Origin of the sequence: Streptomyces sp. NPDC015345 (assembly GCF_043078805.1) — a bacterium.
Classification (GTDB): Bacteria; Actinomycetota; Actinomycetes; order Streptomycetales; family Streptomycetaceae; genus Streptomyces.
This window is the reverse complement of the sequence record NZ_JBIBTX010000006.1, coordinates 44,517-60,254: the sequence shown is the minus strand read 5'-3', so window position 1 is coordinate 60,254 and position 15,738 is coordinate 44,517. Positions and strand designations below refer to the sequence as shown.

Here is a 15,738-nt window from a genome sequence, read left to right as displayed (position 1 = left end):
CCGCTCACTTCTCGGGCATCTGCTGCTGCGCCTTTTCGAGCTTCGTCCGCACGGACTCCGTCGTGACCGGGCGGCCGGCGGCGGCGTCGGCGAACAGCTCCTTCACGGCGGTGCCGACGACGGTCTCGAACTGCGACTCCTCGGGGACCTGCGGCAGCGCGGCGGCGCTGGTGGCGAGGGTCTCCCGGAGCACGACGAGGGCGGGGGTGCTGAAGGCCGGGTTCTGCTGGGCGGCCTTGACCGGCGGGATGGAGCCGTACGCCTTGTTGAGGATGACCTGCTCCTCGTCGCTGGTCATGAACTTCACGAACTTCTTGGCGCCGTCGATGTTCTTGGTGTTCTTGAAGACGGCCATATTGATCCCGGCGACCATCGAGTTGGGGGCTCTGCCCGGGCCGGGCTTGCCGGAGCGCACCGGGGCGGGGGCGACGCCCCACTCGTCGTCGTCCATGCCCTGTGCCTTGAAGGTGGCCGACGCGGTCTGCCACAGCACCATGGCCGTCTTGTCCTTGGCGAAGTCGCTCAGGGACTGGTTCTTCGCGTACTCGGCGTTGCCCGGGGCGATGACCTTGTCCTTGGCCATCAGGTCGACGTACTGCTTGACCGCCGCCACGGCGCCGTCGGAGGTGAAGTCGGCCTTGCCGTCCGGGGTGAAGAAGTCGGCGCCGTGCTGCTTGCCGAGCACGAAGACCTGGTGGATGTTGTTGGACAGGTTGGATCCCTCGGCGCCGAGCCCCCACTTGCCGTTCCTGGAGAGCTTCTTGCCGACCTCGGCCATCTCCTCCCAGGTGGCCGGCGGCTTCTTGATCCCGGCGTCGGCGAACATCTTCTTGTTGTAGTAGAGCGCGTACGCCATGGAGTACAGCGGCACGGCGGCCGGGTCCTGGCTCTGGACGCCGGTGGAGCCGAGCGCGGACTCGACGAAGCGGTCCTTGCCGCCGATCGCCTTGAAGTTCTTCGCGTCCCAGGGCAGCAGGGCACCGCTGGACTGCAGCGAGGCGCTCCAGGTGTTGCCGATGTTGAGGACGTCGGGGCCCTGGCCGGAGGTGGTGGCGGTCAGGATGCGGTTGAGGAGGTCGCCCCAGGGGATGACCTCCAGCTTCACCTCGATGTCCGTCCGCTTCTCGAACTTGTCGAGTTCCGGCCGGAGGACCTTCTTGTCGACCTCGAGGTTCGCGCCCTGGTTGGAGGCCCAGTAAGTGAGGGTCTCCGGCTCCTCGTTGGTGCCTCCCGTGCCGGCCGACCCTCCGCCGCAGGCCGCCGCGGTGAGGGCGAACGAGAGGGTGACGGCGCCGACGGCTGCGGCTCTGATTCTGCGCATGACTCCAGAGGCCTTCCGGGAAGTGACGGGGTCGCCCGTAGCAGGGGCCGGGGCATCGCCCCACGTTCCCGAAGCCCCCCACGGCTTAATTTAGGATGTGAGTTAAACCTCAAGTGAAGGTCGCGTCAAGGGCTCGCCCACATGTAAGTTGCGGTGAGGGACTTCGGAACGAGGGGGCAGGATGAAGGTGCGCAGTGGCCGTACGGTGCGTGACCTGCGGCGGGAGAACCGCACCGCGGTGTTGCAGCGGCTGTATTTCGACGGGCCGCTCAGCCGGTTCTCGCTGGGGCCGGCCACCGGCCTGAGCTCGGGCTCGGTGAGCAACGTGGTCTCCGAGTTGGTCACCGAGGGGCTGGTGGAGGAGGCGGGCAGCGTCGACTCGGCCGGCGGCCGTCCCCGCACACTGCTGCGCGTCAGCGCGGGAAGCGGTCACATGATCGGCGTCGACATCGGCGAGACCCGCGTGCGGATCGAGCTGTTCGACCTCACCCTCACCGAGTTGGCCCGGATCGAGAAGCCACTGGAGACCGACGGCGCGCGCCGCCTCGACCGTTACGACGTCGGCGTCGTCGTCACTCATCTGCGCGAGGGTATTTCCCAGGTGCTGGAGGAGGCTGGCGTCCCGGCCCAGCGGCTGCTCGGCGTCGGGATCGGTGTGCCCGGCATCGTCGCGAGGACTCCGGAGGACGGCGCCGTCGTGCACGGCCAGACGATCGGCTGGGACGCCGTCCCCCTGGAGCGGCTGTTGCGCGAGTCCGGGGTCCTGCCCGAGACCGTGCCGTACTACATCGACAACGGCGCCAAGACCCTGGGCCAGGCGGAGATGTGGTTCGGCGCCGGCCGCGGCGCCCAGAGCGCGGCGGTGGTGCTTTTCGGCTCCGGCGTCGGCGCCTGCGTCGTCGGCGACGACATGGGGCCGGGCCGGGCCGTCGAATGGGGGCACTTGACGGTGCGGGTGCGCGGACGCCGGTGCCGCTGCGGCGCGCGGGGCTGTCTGGAGGCGTACGCGGGTGCGGAAGCCCTGCTGGAGCGCTGGGCGGAGGCGGGCGGGCGGCCGCCCGCGGGCGCGGACGAGGAGACCGCCCTGACCGCGATGCTCGCCGCCGCCTACCCGGAGGCCGGCGCCTCGGGTGACGCCCCGGAACCGGATGCCACGGCCCTGGCCGTCCTGGAGGAGACCGCCGAGTACCTAGGTGCCGGGTTCTCCGACCTGATCAACCTCTTCCAGCCCGAACGCATCCTGGTCGGGGGCTGGGCGGGCCTACAGCTCGGTCGGCGCTTCCTGGACTCCGTGACGGCGTACGCCACTTCGTACGCGCTGACCTATCCGGCCGCCCGCGTCCGCATCGACCTCGGCACCCTGGGGCCGGACGCCGTCACCGTGGGCGCCGCGATCCTGCCGCTCGCCGACTTCTTCGCACGTGGCGGACGGCCGGAGGAGGCCGAACAGGTGGAACAGGCCCCGGCGTGGCGGACGGCCCTGCGGGAGCGCTCGGCGCAGTGAACGGCGTGCCCCGTGCGGTCCCCGCAGACCCGTCCCCCGTGAGCGTGCGGATCAGGGCAGCCGGTGATCGGCGTTCAGCGCCGCGCCGCGCTCCGGGTGCTCCTGGTCGTAGCCGCGCGAGTCGCACTGGAGGCCGCCCACGACGCAGTGCTCGACGAGGGCCTTCAGGGTCCGCTCCTCCCAGGCGTTGAAGAAGTCGTAGTGGAAGGAGTACCCGCGGCCGCTGGCGAGCCGCACCTGCGACATGTCACCGTCGGCCGGCCACGCCATCTTGAACTCGATCATGGGTAGCGCCACGGGGTGGCTCGCCGGGCACACGTTGTCGTTCGTGCCGGGCTTCACCAGCGGGTACGCCATGTGGCTCTTGTGGTCGGGGGTGTCCAGATGCAAGCCGTTCCAGCAACTGGGTGCCTGCATACGGAGGTTGAGCTGGGAGCCCGACGGGCAGTGCTGCGGGATGTCGACGTTCTTGAAGCTGTCGCCGCACTCCCAGCCCTCGACCCAGCCCTTGTGGTCGCGGAACTGCTGAGCGCTCTGCAGGGGGTCCCCGACGACGAACCGCAGCCCCTTGGGGAAGGGCCGCACGCTCGTGTAGTCCGTGACTCCGGCCTTGTAGTAGATGACCTGGGGTCCGGCGGGCAGGATCCTCTTGTCCCCCTTGTACAGGGACGGCATCCAGTAGGCGGAGGCGTCAGCCGGTGCCTTGCAGGTGGTGTCTCCCCCGTACAGGCTCGCCGTGGTGCTGCCCGCGTTCGTCGTCCTGTTGCCCATGAAGGTGTGGTCGTGGGACTTGCCGGGCTGCCCCGGGTACACGATCGGGTCGTCCGGGGCGGTGTGCGTGACGGCGCAGTTGGCCTGGAACTCGTGGAAGTAGCGCGGCGGCGGGTTGGCCTCGGACGGGGTCACGCCGGTGACCTGGGGCACGGCCGGTATGTATCCGTCGCCGTCCGGATCGTCGCCGAAGGCCCGGGGCGACGCCGGCGTGGTGTGCCCGGAGTGACCGTCGGCCGATGCGGCCGGCGCGCCGCGAGGGTCGGCGGCCGTGGCGACCGTGCCGATGCCGAGCACGCTTGCGAGGAGTGCGCTGCCGATCAGCAGCGCGGGGAGTCTTGAACGTCGTCGTCTCATGGGGCCTCCTGCCCGCTGAGGTACTGAGTGGGGGACGGTGCGAGGGGCGCCGCCGGACGCCCCGTCACTTGTAGATGCCGAACTCGTGCAGCGAGTAGCCCCAGCCGGTGCCACGCGCCGTCAGGCGCAGACGTACGTGCCGTGCGGTCGCCGAGACGTCGATGGTGTCCACGTCACCGTCACCGGTGGTCGTGGTGTGGACCGTGCGCCAGGTGGTGCCGTCGTCCGAGACCTGGACCTCGTAGGACTTGGCGTAGGCGGGGTCCCAGACGAGCTGGAGCCTGCGGACGGCGGTGGGGGCGCCCAGGTCGACCTGGATCCACTGCGGGTCACTCCAGTCGCTGGCCCACCGCGTGTCGTCCTTGCCGTCCGTGGCCTTGGCCGGCTCGCAGGGGCAGTCGCCGTGCGAGGGCTGGAAGGAGGAGGCGGTGGTGGGCCTGTTCAGCGCCACGTTCGTGCCGGGGACCGGCGGGGCGACCACCTTGACCGACTTGGTCTCGATGCCCGCGTTGCCGCGTCCGTCCTCGGCCTGGATGTACACCTTCCACACACCGAGCTTCTCCGGGGCCTGCACGGCGAACGTCCCGTTGCCCGTGGCCCGCCACTCGGCCGCGACCAGGCGCTTGTCGCCGTTGGCGTAATTGCCGCTCAGGAAGATCTTGTACGTGAGCGCGTCGCCTTCGGGGTCGCGCACGTCGGCGCGGACGGTGAACTCGCCGCCCGCCGGGGCCGATGCCGCCGGGCTGACCGCCATGTTCGTGATGACGGGTGGGGTGTTGTCGCCGGCGGTCGAGCCGGTGTACGCCCGCTTGACGGCGTAGTAGGACAGCCGTTTCAGCCCGTCGGGGACGAGGTTGAACCAGACTCCGCCGAAGTCGTGTTCGACGCCGTAGTGGAAGAGGGTGGCGCCGAGTGCGACGCCCCGGTGGCCGGTGACGCAGTCCCAGGCTTTCGTGTAGCCCTCGGCTTTACGCACATCGGTGGGCTCGTCGGGGACACCGTTGGCGTCGTCGGGCACCTCCCACTCACCGGCCGGGCCGCCCTCGGTGATGATGTACGGCTTGGTGTAGCCGCCCTCCTCCCAGTCCTCCTGGACGCCGCAGATGTCGCCGTAGGAGTTCATCGAGTACAGGTCGAGGTCAGGGGCGTTGCGCTTGTAGTACGGCCATGCGCCGGTCCATGCGTCGGTCGAGGTGACGGGGTGGTCGGGGTCGATGCCGTGGATCTTCTTGGCGACGTCGTTGACGAAGCTGGTGTAGGCGTTGCGCTGCGTCTCCAGCTCCGACCCGCTGTAGCAGTTCTGCAGGCCGAGGACCGACTCGTTGCCGACGTTCCACATGAGGGTCGCCGGGTGGTTCTTGTAGGCCTCCACCCACTTGGCGAACTCGGTGAGCATGTTGTTCTTGTACGTGGTGTCGGTGACGTAATTGACGCAGCCGCCGGAGCCCGGGCCGCCGCCGGGTTGCAGCCAGAAGCCGTTGACGACGCGGATACCGTGCGCGGCGGCGCTGTCGAGCAGCGGCTTGGTGCCGCCGTCGGTGCCCCAGGTGCGGATGGTGTTGACGCCCATGGACTTCACATCTGGCATGTACTTCGGGGCGTCGGCGATGGCGGGGCCCCAGGTCAGGCCCTTGACGGTGTACGGCTTGCCGCCGACGGTCAGCTGCCAGTCCCCCTGGGCACCCGTGACCTCGACCGCTCCCCCGGCGGGCGGTGTGCCGTCCGTGGTCCCGTACACCTGGAACTCCCACAGGGAGTATCCGTAACCACCTGGCCGTTCGGTTCCCAGCATGCGCACGTATCGGCCCGAGCCGGTGACGGCGACCTCGTCCGTGCCGCCGTCACCGCCGGTCACGGTCTTCAGGGTCCGCCATTCCGTGCCGTCGTGGGACGCCTGGATCTGGTAGCTCTTGCCGTACGCGCCGCCCTCCCAGGTCAGCACGGCACGGCTCAGGTCGGCCCGCTGCCCGAGGTCGACGCGCAACCACTGCGGGTCGCTCCATTGGCTGGCCCAGCGGGTGCCGGTGAGGTTGCCGTCGACGGCCGCCGAGGCGGCGTATCCGGCGCCCTCCTGGGACGAGGCGGTCGCGGGCTTGCCCTGCGAGAGCAGGGTCTCCGCGGCCTGGGCGGGCGGGGCGGCGAGGAGTGCGGACGCCGCCCATAAGCCGAGGGCGAGCAGGGGGACGCCGGCGCGGCGGCCGGCCGGTCTGCGATGCGAGAGGGCTCTGGACACGTCTGCTCCTGGCGAGTCGGGTGTGGCCCAGGGGGTCAGGTCAGCGGGTCGGGGTCGGGGTTCGGATCAGGAGGTCGGATCAGGGGAAGGAGACGACTGTGGACGGCACGGTCGAGGTGCCGCCGGGCACCGTGGAGGCGCCGGTGTCGTTGATGACGTGGTTGTAGTGGCCCATGCCGCCGAGGGAGACCACGAGAAGACTGTGGAACTTCACCCCTGGCTTGACGGGCGTCTTGAACCCGTGGTCCTGGCGGATGCTCGGATCGACGTTGTAGTTGCAGTAACTGCCAAGCCCCCACGCCTCATGAGTGTTCACCGAGTCGTCGACGCGGTAGGCGGCGTAGCCCTTCGTCGAGCCGTTCTGGATGGCGGCCTGGTTCGGGGCGTCGTACGCCTTCTCGTTCTGGTAGAAGATCGTCCGGCCCCGCTCGCCGTACCACTCGACGTCGTACTTGTTGAAGTGCTCGACGAAGAGCCCGGTGGCCAGGACGTCGTCGCCGTTGACGCGGACTCCGTAGTCGGCCCGGTTGGTCTCCCAGCCGACTCCCTCGCCGTGGTCGGCGCGCCACACCCAGGTGTGGTCGATGATCGTGTCGTCGCTGTTGACGACCATGCTGGTGGTCGCCTTGCCCGCGCCCGCTCCGCCGATGCGGATGTAGACGTCCTGCACGGTGGTGGGGTCGGCCGCGTGGTCGGCGGACGCGCCCTGCGGGCCTATCTCCAGCAGCGTCGGGGAGTTGACGGGTCCGGCGTCGATGAGGAAGCCGGCGAGCTTCACGCCGTCGACGTCGGCGACCTTCATGGCGGTCACTCCGTTGTCCGGGATGATGGTGGCGAGGCCGAGGCCCAGGACGATGGTGTCGGGCCGGTTGACGTTGATCGTCTCGTCGACGTGGTAGACGCCCGGGGTGAAGAGCAGGTGCAGGCCCTGGGCGAGGGCGGCGTTGATGGTGGCGGCCGTGGCACCGGGCTTGACGACGTAGAACTTGCTCAGCGGGATCGACTCGCCCTGCGGGGTGCCGTTCGCCCAGGTGGTGCCGCGCGCGTTGGCGCGCTTGGCGGGGGCGAAGACCTTGTAGTCGCTGCCGTCCAGATAGAGGAAGGGCTTCTCGCGGGAGATCGGCGTCGTGTCGAGCGTGGTGTAGCGGGGCTCCGGGAAGCTGGTGGCCGGAGCGCCCTCGACGCCGGAGAACACCTGGTTCCAGACGGAGTTGGACCAGCCGCCGATGGAGCTGTCCCGGGTGTACCACTGCTGCTGCGAGTAGTTGCCCACCTGGCCGTCGATCTTGCTGTCGGCGATGTAGCCGCCGCTGGCCCAGCCGTAGCCGTTGGGCGCGAGGTTGAGGCCGCCCTTCACATGCATACGACGGAAGGACGCGGCCTGTGAGACCGCCCACCGGTTGGTGCCGTTGACCGGTTTCACGGCGAGGTTCTCCGCGGCGCGCCAGAAGTTCTGGGTGGCGTTGCCGTTGAACCAGCCCGCGTCGACCGTGATGTCGCCGTTGATCGTGGTGTCGTCGGGGCGCAGGCCGAGGCCGGCGATCTGGGTGTAGAAGCCGATCTGGGCGTTGAGGCCGTTGTAGGTGCCCGGCTTGAAGAGGAAGGCGTGCCGGCCGGAACCGAACTGCGCCGACTCCTGCTCCTTGAAGACCTGGTCCAGCTTGGTCTGGATGCCGGGCGTGGAGGGGTCGAAGACGTGCACGTTCGGGCCGAGGTCGCCACCGCCGGGGATGCCCGGTCCCGGTTCGTCTCCGATGGTGCCGTACACCTTGAACTCCCAGAGGGAGTAGCCGTACTGGGTGGCCCGGGCGGTGCCGTGCACGCGGACGTAGCGGGCGGTGCCGGAGACGTCCAGGGTGTCCGTGCCGCCGTCACCGGTGGTGGTGGAGTGGGCCGTCGACCAGTCCGTGCCGTTCTGCGACGTCTCGATCCGGTAGGACTTGGCGTAGGCGACCTCCCAGCGGAGTTCGACCCTGGTGAGGGAGGCGCGGGCACCGAGGTCGACACGGATCCACTGCGGGTCGGAGGCCGCGCTGGACCAGCGGGTGCCGTCGTCCCCGTCGACCGCGGCGGTCGCCGGGGTGCCGTGGTTCTCCTGGCTGGAGGCGGTGACCGGCTTCCCCTGGGACAGCAGGGTGGGCGCGGCCTGGGCCTCCTTGGTGGGGACGAAGGCGAGCAGGGTGGCGAGCAGGGCGGTGACCACCACGCCGACGATGCGGCGGCGACGGCGGACGGGTCTGCGGGGTATCGGTGTCACGGGAGGTATGCCGACTGCGGACATGCGAGAGCTCCTCGGAATGGGCCGAATGGGAGAGCGCTCTCCGGAACCTTGCCCGTCCCGTGAGTGACGGTCAAGCTTCGTCACACGCCTTTTCTTTCATCTTTCATTAAGCAGGGATCGGTGTGCCGGGCATCGGAAGAACCCGGCCGGGACGGTCGCCGCTCATGGGCCGCGAAGGGCTCTACCGGTCGGGTACCGATGGAAAAGCCCTCCCCCGGACTGTCACCCCTATACCGTGACGATCCACCACATGCTCACCCACGGCCCGTCTTACAGGGCCGCCAACTGGCCTGCGGGAGGCGCTCGGTGAAGAGGTTTTTCGGGCCGGTCACGATGGCCGACCCTCAGGTGTCCGACGCCGAACAGGAACTGTTCGGCGGGCCGCTGCGCTACGACATGGGCTGGTCCCAGCACGAACACGCGGCCTTGGACCTGACCATGATGTCGGCGCTGCGCTCCATGCCCTCGCTCGTCGGCGCCACGTTACGCATGGCGTGGCAGGCCAACCGGCGTGCCCTGCTCTCGGTCGGGGTCAGCGAGATCGGCCAGGGCATCGCCGCTGCCGCCGGCCTGCTCGCCGTCAACGCGGTCATGCACGCCCTGCTCGCCGGCAGCGGCAGCCCGGCCGAGCGGCTGCACGCCCTGCTGCCCGGCCTCCTGGCCGCCGCCCTCATCGGCGTCGTCAACTCGGCCCTGGCCGCCTGGTCCACCTCCCGCGCCGGGCGGCTCGAGCCCAAGGTGGAGCGGATCGCGACCACTCAGTACCTGGCCGCTGCCGCCCGCGTCGAGCTGGAAGCCATCGACGACCCCGACTTCCGACGTCTCGTGGACATCGCCCAGCACGGCCCCGATTCCGCCCGCCGAATGATCAGTTCCTGCGTCGCCGCGCTGAACGGCCTCATCTCCCTGATCACCACCGCCGGCGTCCTCGCCGTACTGCACCCCGCGCTGCTGCCCATGCTGATCCTCATCGCCGCTCCGCGCGGCTGGGGTGCCATGCGCGTGGCCCAGGAGCGGTACGTATCGGTGATGAGCTGGATCGAGCACGTACGGGCCAGCCGCCTGATCGGCAATCTGCTCACCGAACGCACCGCCGCGCAGGAGGTCCGGCTGCACGCCGTCGGCCCCTTCCTCCTCAGCCGTTACGAGCGCATGGCCGAGAGCGCCGAAGCCGAGCAAGAACGCCTCGCCTCCAGCAAGGCCCTCACCGAATGGGTGGCCTCCGCGCTGTCGGGGCTGGCGATGGCCGCGACGTACGGAGCCATGTTCTGGCTGATCATGGCCGGGCACATGAGCCTGGCCGTCGCCGGGACCGCCGTGATCGCCGTACGTACCGGCTCGGCGAGCCTGGGCGCGCTGGTCATGAACATCAACCAGCTCCACGAGGAGAGCCTCTACGTCCGCGACCACGGCCGCTTCCTCGCCGAGGCCGGCCGGCGGACGCTACCCGCCGGCGGGGCGCCCGTACCGGAACGCGTCGAGGAGATCGTTCTGGACCAGGTCACCTACCGCTACCCCGACCGGGACACCGCGGCCCTGGACGGAGTGTCCCTGACGCTGCCGATGGGCTCAGTGACCGCCGTGGTGGGCGAGAACGGCTCCGGCAAGAGCACCCTGATGAAGATCCTCTCCGGCATGCTGCTGCCCGAGAGCGGCACGCTGCGCTGGGGCGAGGCGGACCTCACCGGCCTCGACCGCGCCCAGGTCTTCGATCGCGTCTCCCTGCTCACCCAGGACTTTCAGCGTTGGCCCGTGACCGCCGCGATGAACATCCGCCTCGGCCGCCCCGACCACCCGGCGACGGACGACGACCTGAGGCCCTCGGTCGACTACGCCGTCGCCGGCCCCGTCATCGCAAAACTCCCCGATGGTCTGCGCAGCCTGCTGGCCCGCATGTTCCGCGGCGCCATCGAACTCTCCGGCGGCGAATGGCAGAAGGTCGGCCTGGCCCGCACCCACTGGCGCAGCTCAACCTCGCAAGCGGACGGCGTCCTCATCGTGGACGAGCCGACCTCGGCCCTCGACCCGGAAGCCGAGATCGAAGCCTTCGACCGCATCCGCCACCTCGCCGCACCGAACCGAGCAGTCGTCCTGGTCACCCATCGCATGTCCGGCGTCCGCCACGCCGACCACATCTACGTCCTCAACAACGGGCACCTCGCCGAGCACGGCACCCACGACGAACTCATCGCCGCCCGCGGCCGATACGCCGCCATGTTCGACGCCCAAGCCGCCCAGTACGCCCCAAGCACAGCCATCCCCCGCCCTGCCGCACGCGTCGCCCCGGACCAGGTATGACCCGCGCGACCGCAAGGCCCACCGTGACCGTCGCCCGCCCCCACGGACCTCGACGAAGCCACACCCCTGCGCCACCAGCTGACCGACCACCCGTCCGCTGCCGGACACCTCCGCACCCCCGCGCTCGACCACACCCTGCACACCGTGTCCCGCCACGCCTTCGCCCCCGATGCACCCCTCGAAGCCGCGTACGCCAACGACTTCGTCGCCACCCGCCATGCGCCCGACGGCCGGGTGATCAGCTCCATCTCCGCGCCTTGGCTGCAGGCCGACATGCTCGAAGCCTCCCGCATCCAGCCCGGCCACTATGTGCTGGAGATCGGCTCCGGGGGCCACAACGCCGCTCTCACAGCCGAACTCGCCGACCCGACCGGTCACGTCAGCACCTGCGCCATCGACCCTGCCGTCACCGAGCGGGCGAACCGCTTCCTCACCATCACCGAGTACGACGGCGTCCGCGTCGTCACTGCGGACGCCGAGCTCCTGCACGCCCGGCTGGTTCCGGACGGCGGATTCGACGCCATCGTGGTCACCGTCGACACCTGGGACCTAAGCGGCGCTGCGGGAGCTGCACGAGGAGACCAGGATCCCACCCCGTGCAGGAACGCCGTGGCCTGGCTACGAGACGGTGCCGTTCCACATCGATATCCACCACATCGAACCCCACCCGGGCAAAGGCAAACCCGGCCCTCAGCACTTCGACCTCCGATTCCTCTTCCGTCTGCCCACCGCGAACGAGGCGGGGGTGATGCTGCGGGAAGAAGAGGTCGGCGTCATCGAGTGGCGGCCTGTGGACAAGGCAGCCTCCCACGCCCTGCGCGAGAAGCTCCTCAAGTTCCCACTCCAGGTTGAACCGGAGAGGGTCAATGCCTCCGCACTGATTTACAACGACCGCGGCGAGTACCTGCTCCACCTGCGCGACTTCCCCGGCGAGATCTGGGCTTCTGTGGGGGTTCTGCGCGCGACTGGCCTGGATCGCCGTCATCTTCGCAGCTCAGAAAGTAGTTGCTCTCAACGGTAGAGACTGCAACACGTGTGGTGCAAGCGATGTCACCCGGAAGGGTTCCCGCCGACCGAGATGGTGTCGGTCCTGAGCACGTGGCTCACTGGCTCGCATCCTCGCAGTCGATCGCGCCACCATGCCGCTCACATCTGCCGCCGCAGCACTCGCACCGCCCTTCCAGGAAGACAGCTGCCAAGCCCGTTCGCCCCAAACCGCCTTGTCCGCAAAGCGTCTTGTGTTCCTACGAGGTTCTGGAAGCCGCCCCGACTCATGCATAATCGCTCGTTGCTACAGCTCCCACGAGCGATGGAAACCAGGGGGACGAGAGTGACCAGCGCATCCGGCAACAGCAGCGGCGGATCTGGGAACCCGAGCTCGACACCACCAACGCCGGCGGCGGGATCCAGCGTGTCGGCGAGTAGTCCACAGCCGGCTCCAGTTGGAACACCCCCGGCCGCTCCGTCCGCCGCTCCCTCGACGACACCGGTATCCCCCGGGGCACATCCGCCGGATACCCCAACGCCAACCTCAAGTCCCAACCCGCCTCCGCCCGTTCCGCGTGACCCGAACTGGTCATGGCGGACACCGGGTGTAATTCTCACAGCAGCTGGTTTGGTCGTGGCAGCCGTGCTGGGCGTGATGGCTTTCTTCCCCCAGCGCCGACTCGGCAGATAGCACTCGAGAGCAGACTGACGTCGTCACCTCGGAAGCGAAGCGGTTGCCTGATCTCAAGGTTGCCCGCACGAGCGCCTACATCAAGGACGACCTCGCAGGCACTTCAGACGACGGCCATACTGGCCCTGAGAAGGTAAAGGGACTCCGCGGGCCACACATCGACATCACCTTCGAGAATCGGGCAAATGGGCCATCTCTCATCACCAAAGCGACCCTAAAGTTCCGAGAAATGGGGCAACTCGATAAATGCAGCAAGGCTGGTGGAGAGCTTGGCATCAGCGCCAACTACGACTTCCCCATCCCGTTCCCCCTTCCCGAGACGCCGTACAAGGTCGAGAAGGAAATCAGCTTCGAGGTTGGAACGAACGAACTCGACCGCCTGACCCTGACGGCCGGTCCTGAGACAACACTCGGCACACCCTGGTACGGAATCGCAGACGTTGTCCTCAAGCACGATGGCGGCCAGAAGCAGACGATCGGACCCTTCGCGCTGATCGACACCGGGAGTGACGAGCACTTTTACCCGAGCTCCGATGAGGACCGTTGGGTGATCGAGACAGATGACCAAAACTGCCTCGCGAAGACATCTGAACTGACCGATCATCTCCTGCGCACGCCGAAGGTTACTGCCGCGAAGGAGCTGAAGACTCTCCAGGCGTCTCTGGCCAAGCTCGGGCACTGATGATGAGAGCGCGGACCAGGAAGGCCCTACAGTTTCGGCGGATGATTGAGTCGTGCCATGTACTCGCGATTCACGGCTCGCGCGGCGTCTAGTTCTTCTTGGCATTCTTCTAGTTTTCGGCGTAGTCCGACCGCCTCCTGCTCCAGGTCGGTGACGTGTCGCTGTAGTTGATCGACATTGATGGTGGTGCCACCCAGGCCGCCTCGCGCCAGATCTCCTCGCCGAGGGCTGCGGACAGTCGTTCACGTAGAAGGCGGTTCTCCTCTACCAAGCGCGTGTTTCGGTCTTGCGCGTTGGCGAGGTCTGCCATGAGCGACGGTCGGCTGACCGTCTCCGAGGCAAGGGGAGGCGGCTCTGCCGCCTGTGTCTGGATCATGCCGAGGAGGTCACGGTGCCGGTAGAGGAAGGTGCGGCGTGCCTGCACGATTCCCGCGGTTTGCGCGGTCGCGGTCGCTCCAGTCGAAGGTCGGGGGAAGGTTGCCGGACGTGAGGCATGCCCAGGGACACAACCCGGCGGCTGCGTCGCACCAGGGTGATGGCCTCCTCCAGCTCGTGCCTCTCGGTGTCGGTGAGCTGGTCGAGATCGTCCTCGACGCGGGCGATCAAGTGCTTGACTCGCGCGATTTCCTCCTCGGACGGCAGGGCTTTCTCGCGCGCCCAGTCGTCCAGCCCGGTGGCGGCGAGCACGCGCTCCTTGGTGCGGCGGAGTTCATCCAGGTATGCCTTGAGTTCTGGCAGGTAGGACGCGTCCGCGCGGAAGTGATCGCAGCCTCGGCGTCCTGGATCGGCACGAACGACTCGCTGGTGCCGGAAAAGGATGGTCTTGACGCTGCCCCACGCTGGGCGGCCGGTCACGTCGTCGAGGAAGACGTGCTTGGCTTCACCGATCTTGTTGCCCTCGGTGTCGTTGACCGGATGGTCCAGCACGGCCGGAATCTGCTCCCGGCGAGACCATCATGACCTCCCTGCTTCCTCGGTGTTGGGTTTCCCCTCCGACTCACCGCCACACACAGGACGAAACATCGCAAGTGCAAGCAAATGGAATCCTGTTTCCGTCCCGTCGGGTCCGGTTACCCATCTGGCATGGCACCGACCCCTGAACCACATCAGCGTCAAAACGAACCCGGCAGCGACGGCGGCACCAACCGCCTTGGCGACCGCACGAGCGGCAAACCCGAGGCCCCGCGCGGATCGGAGAACATCGGTCCGGGCCCGGAAGTGGAACGAAACGCGCCCGATGAGCCGACTGCCATGCCCAAGAAGTCGTGGTGGGTGCTGCTCAAGCGCACGGCGAAGGAGTTCCAGGACGACGAGCTCGCCGACCGCGCCGCGAGCTTGACCTACTACGGCGTCCTCTCCCTCTTCCCCGCCCTGCTGGTGCTGGTGTCGCTGCTCGGCATCGCGGGCAAGTCCGCCACGCAACAGGTCATGGACAACCTGCAGAAGCTCGCACCCGGCCCGGCCCGCGACATAATCTCCAATGCCGTTCAGCAACTGCAGGGCAACGGCGGGACCGGCTCGCTCATGGCGATCGTCGGTCTGGTGCTGGCGGTGTGGTCGGCCTCCGGCTACATCGCGGCGTTCATCCGTACCTCCAACGCCGTCTACGACATGCCCGAGGGCCGCCCTGCCTGGAAGGTGCTGCCCCTGCGCCTGGTGCTGACGGTCATCCTGATGGTGCTGGCGGTCGTCAGTGCGCTGATTGTGGTGTTCACCGGTCCCCTCGCGCAGCGGGCTGGCTCCGCGCTGGGGGTCGGGGACGGCGCCATGACGGCGTGGTCGATCGCCAAGTGGCCGGTCCTGGTCCTGCTCGTCGTCATCATGATCGCGATCCTGTACTGGGCCGCGCCCAATGCCCGAGGCCGCGGCTTCAAGTGGGTGACCCCCGGCAGTTTCCTCGCCCTGCTGATCTGGATGATCGCCTCGGCCGGCTTCGCGCTGTACGTGGCCAACTTCGCCTCGTACAACAAGACCTACGGCACCCTGGCCGGCGTCATCATCTTCCTGGTGTGGCTGTGGATCACCAACCTGGCGATTCTGCTCGGCCTGGAGTTCGACGCGGAGATGGCCCGTCAGCGGGCCATAGAGGGCGGCCATCCCGAGAACGAGGAGCCCTATGTCGAACCCCGCGACACCACCAAGTGGACCGAGGAGGACCGCCGGCGCCTGGACTGAACCCATCAGCACCGCGAGGCGACCGTTCCCGGCTGAGTTCCGGAAGCGTAGGACGGTCATGTCCGCCGCCGGCGCCAGCGGCGGAAAGCCGCGATCGCCGCGACGAGGTCCTGTAGGTCAGCCTCGACCTCAGCAAGTCACGCGCCGAGCTCTGTGACACCCTGGCGTCTGTTCCTGCCGTGAGTTGAAGATCCCCCTCTGGAGCGCGCAGCGGAAGAGCTTGCGCCTGGCCACCGCCGGGTTCTCCGGTGGCCTGGGCGCGCGGACGCCACTCTCGCGAAGCCGGCTCATTGGCCTTCGGATCTCCAGCGCGGGCTCGCCGAACTCACTGCGCACGGCATCGCCGAATTCTACGGTGACAAGGGGTCCACAGGATCGCGTGCGGGTTCCGTTGGCCGAGGCCGCACATCGTCGGTCGCAGACACGTGAGGACGAGGC

11 protein-coding genes and 2 pseudogenes are annotated in these 15,738 nt (G+C 68.4%); 6 read left to right on the top strand and 7 right to left on the bottom strand.

All coding sequences use genetic code 11. From position 1 onward, the window contains the following. Positions 1–4: 4 nt before the first annotated feature. Positions 5–1,321, bottom strand: coding sequence for an ABC transporter substrate-binding protein (locus ACF062_RS24745; RefSeq protein ID WP_392141301.1), 1,317 nt, complete (start codon positions 1,319–1,321; stop codon positions 5–7). Between the two features lie 181 nt (positions 1,322–1,502). On the opposite strand from ACF062_RS24745, the gene ACF062_RS24740 reads away from it, so the two are divergent. Continuing rightward, on the top strand, positions 1,503–2,825 hold the full coding sequence (locus tag ACF062_RS24740) for an ROK family protein (RefSeq protein ID WP_392141299.1): 1,323 nt from the start codon (positions 1,503–1,505) through the stop codon (positions 2,823–2,825). 51 nt (positions 2,826–2,876) lie between these two features. Here the strand turns inward: ACF062_RS24740 and ACF062_RS24735 are convergent, their stop codons facing one another. The 3 genes from ACF062_RS24735 to ACF062_RS24725 form a co-directional block, all read right to left on the bottom strand. Further along, entirely contained in the window at positions 2,877–3,953 is a 1,077-nt protein-coding gene (locus tag ACF062_RS24735) for a DUF1996 domain-containing protein (RefSeq protein ID WP_392141297.1), read from the bottom strand. 64 nt (positions 3,954–4,017) lie between these two features. Further along, the gene (locus ACF062_RS24730; protein ID WP_392141295.1) at positions 4,018–6,186 is read right to left on the bottom strand and encodes a discoidin domain-containing protein; all 2,169 of its coding nucleotides are present in this window, start codon (positions 6,184–6,186) and stop codon (positions 4,018–4,020) included. 79 nt (positions 6,187–6,265) lie between these two features. Further along, the gene (locus tag ACF062_RS24725; RefSeq protein WP_392141293.1) at positions 6,266–8,467 is read right to left on the bottom strand and encodes a discoidin domain-containing protein; all 2,202 of its coding nucleotides are present in this window, start codon (positions 8,465–8,467) and stop codon (positions 6,266–6,268) included. Positions 8,468–8,773: 306 nt separating this feature from the next. On the opposite strand from ACF062_RS24725, the gene ACF062_RS24720 reads away from it, so the two are divergent. The 4 genes and pseudogenes from ACF062_RS24720 to ACF062_RS24705 all read left to right on the top strand — a co-directional run bounded on the left by ACF062_RS24720 (position 8,774) and on the right by ACF062_RS24705 (position 13,125). After that, positions 8,774–10,765, top strand: coding sequence for an ABC transporter ATP-binding protein (locus tag ACF062_RS24720; RefSeq protein WP_392141291.1), 1,992 nt, complete (start codon positions 8,774–8,776; stop codon positions 10,763–10,765). Between the two features lie 144 nt (positions 10,766–10,909). Next, a pseudogene (locus ACF062_RS24715) lies at positions 10,910–11,242 on the top strand (methyltransferase, FxLD system); the annotation flags it as partial. Between the two features lie 82 nt (positions 11,243–11,324). Beyond that, positions 11,325–11,786, top strand: coding sequence for a hypothetical protein (locus ACF062_RS24710; RefSeq protein WP_392141998.1), 462 nt, complete (start codon positions 11,325–11,327; stop codon positions 11,784–11,786). Positions 11,787–12,486: 700 nt separating this feature from the next. Next, entirely contained in the window at positions 12,487–13,125 is a 639-nt protein-coding gene (locus ACF062_RS24705; protein ID WP_392141289.1) for a hypothetical protein, read from the top strand. Positions 13,126–13,234: 109 nt separating this feature from the next. Here ACF062_RS24705 and ACF062_RS24700 read toward each other — a convergent pair whose 3' ends face one another. From ACF062_RS24700 to ACF062_RS24690, 3 genes and pseudogenes are all read right to left on the bottom strand, one after another. Then, complete coding sequence (locus tag ACF062_RS24700; protein ID WP_392141287.1) at positions 13,235–13,501, bottom strand: hypothetical protein; 267 nt, start codon at positions 13,499–13,501, stop codon at positions 13,235–13,237. Next, positions 13,498–13,812, bottom strand: coding sequence for a hypothetical protein (locus tag ACF062_RS24695; RefSeq protein ID WP_392141285.1), 315 nt, complete (start codon positions 13,810–13,812; stop codon positions 13,498–13,500). Before ACF062_RS24695 ends, ACF062_RS24700 begins: the two co-directional genes overlap by 4 nt. Positions 13,813–13,898: 86 nt before the next feature. Then, a pseudogene (locus tag ACF062_RS24690) lies at positions 13,899–14,061 on the bottom strand (photosystem reaction center subunit H); the annotation flags it as partial. A 147-nt stretch (positions 14,062–14,208) separates the two neighbouring features. Here ACF062_RS24690 and ACF062_RS24685 point away from each other — a divergent pair. Beyond that, positions 14,209–15,300 (top strand): YihY/virulence factor BrkB family protein, encoded by a 1,092-nt coding sequence (locus ACF062_RS24685; protein WP_392141283.1) that lies wholly within the window; start codon positions 14,209–14,211, stop codon positions 15,298–15,300. Positions 15,301–15,738 lie beyond the last annotated feature (438 nt).

Coding starts and splice junctions, on each gene's coding strand:
- ACF062_RS24745 (WP_392141301.1), bottom strand. CDS start 1,321: ATGCGCAGAATCAGAGCCGCAGCCGTCGGCGCCGTCACCCTCTCGTTC.
- ACF062_RS24740 (WP_392141299.1), top strand. CDS start 1,503: ATGAAGGTGCGCAGTGGCCGTACGGTGCGTGACCTGCGGCGGGAGAAC.
- ACF062_RS24725 (WP_392141293.1), bottom strand. CDS start 8,467: ATGTCCGCAGTCGGCATACCTCCCGTGACACCGATACCCCGCAGACCC.
- ACF062_RS24685 (WP_392141283.1), top strand. CDS start 14,209: ATGGCACCGACCCCTGAACCACATCAGCGTCAAAACGAACCCGGCAGC.
- ACF062_RS24735 (WP_392141297.1), bottom strand. CDS start 3,953: ATGAGACGACGACGTTCAAGACTCCCCGCGCTGCTGATCGGCAGCGCA.
- ACF062_RS24700 (WP_392141287.1), bottom strand. CDS start 13,501: ATGATCCAGACACAGGCGGCAGAGCCGCCTCCCCTTGCCTCGGAGACG.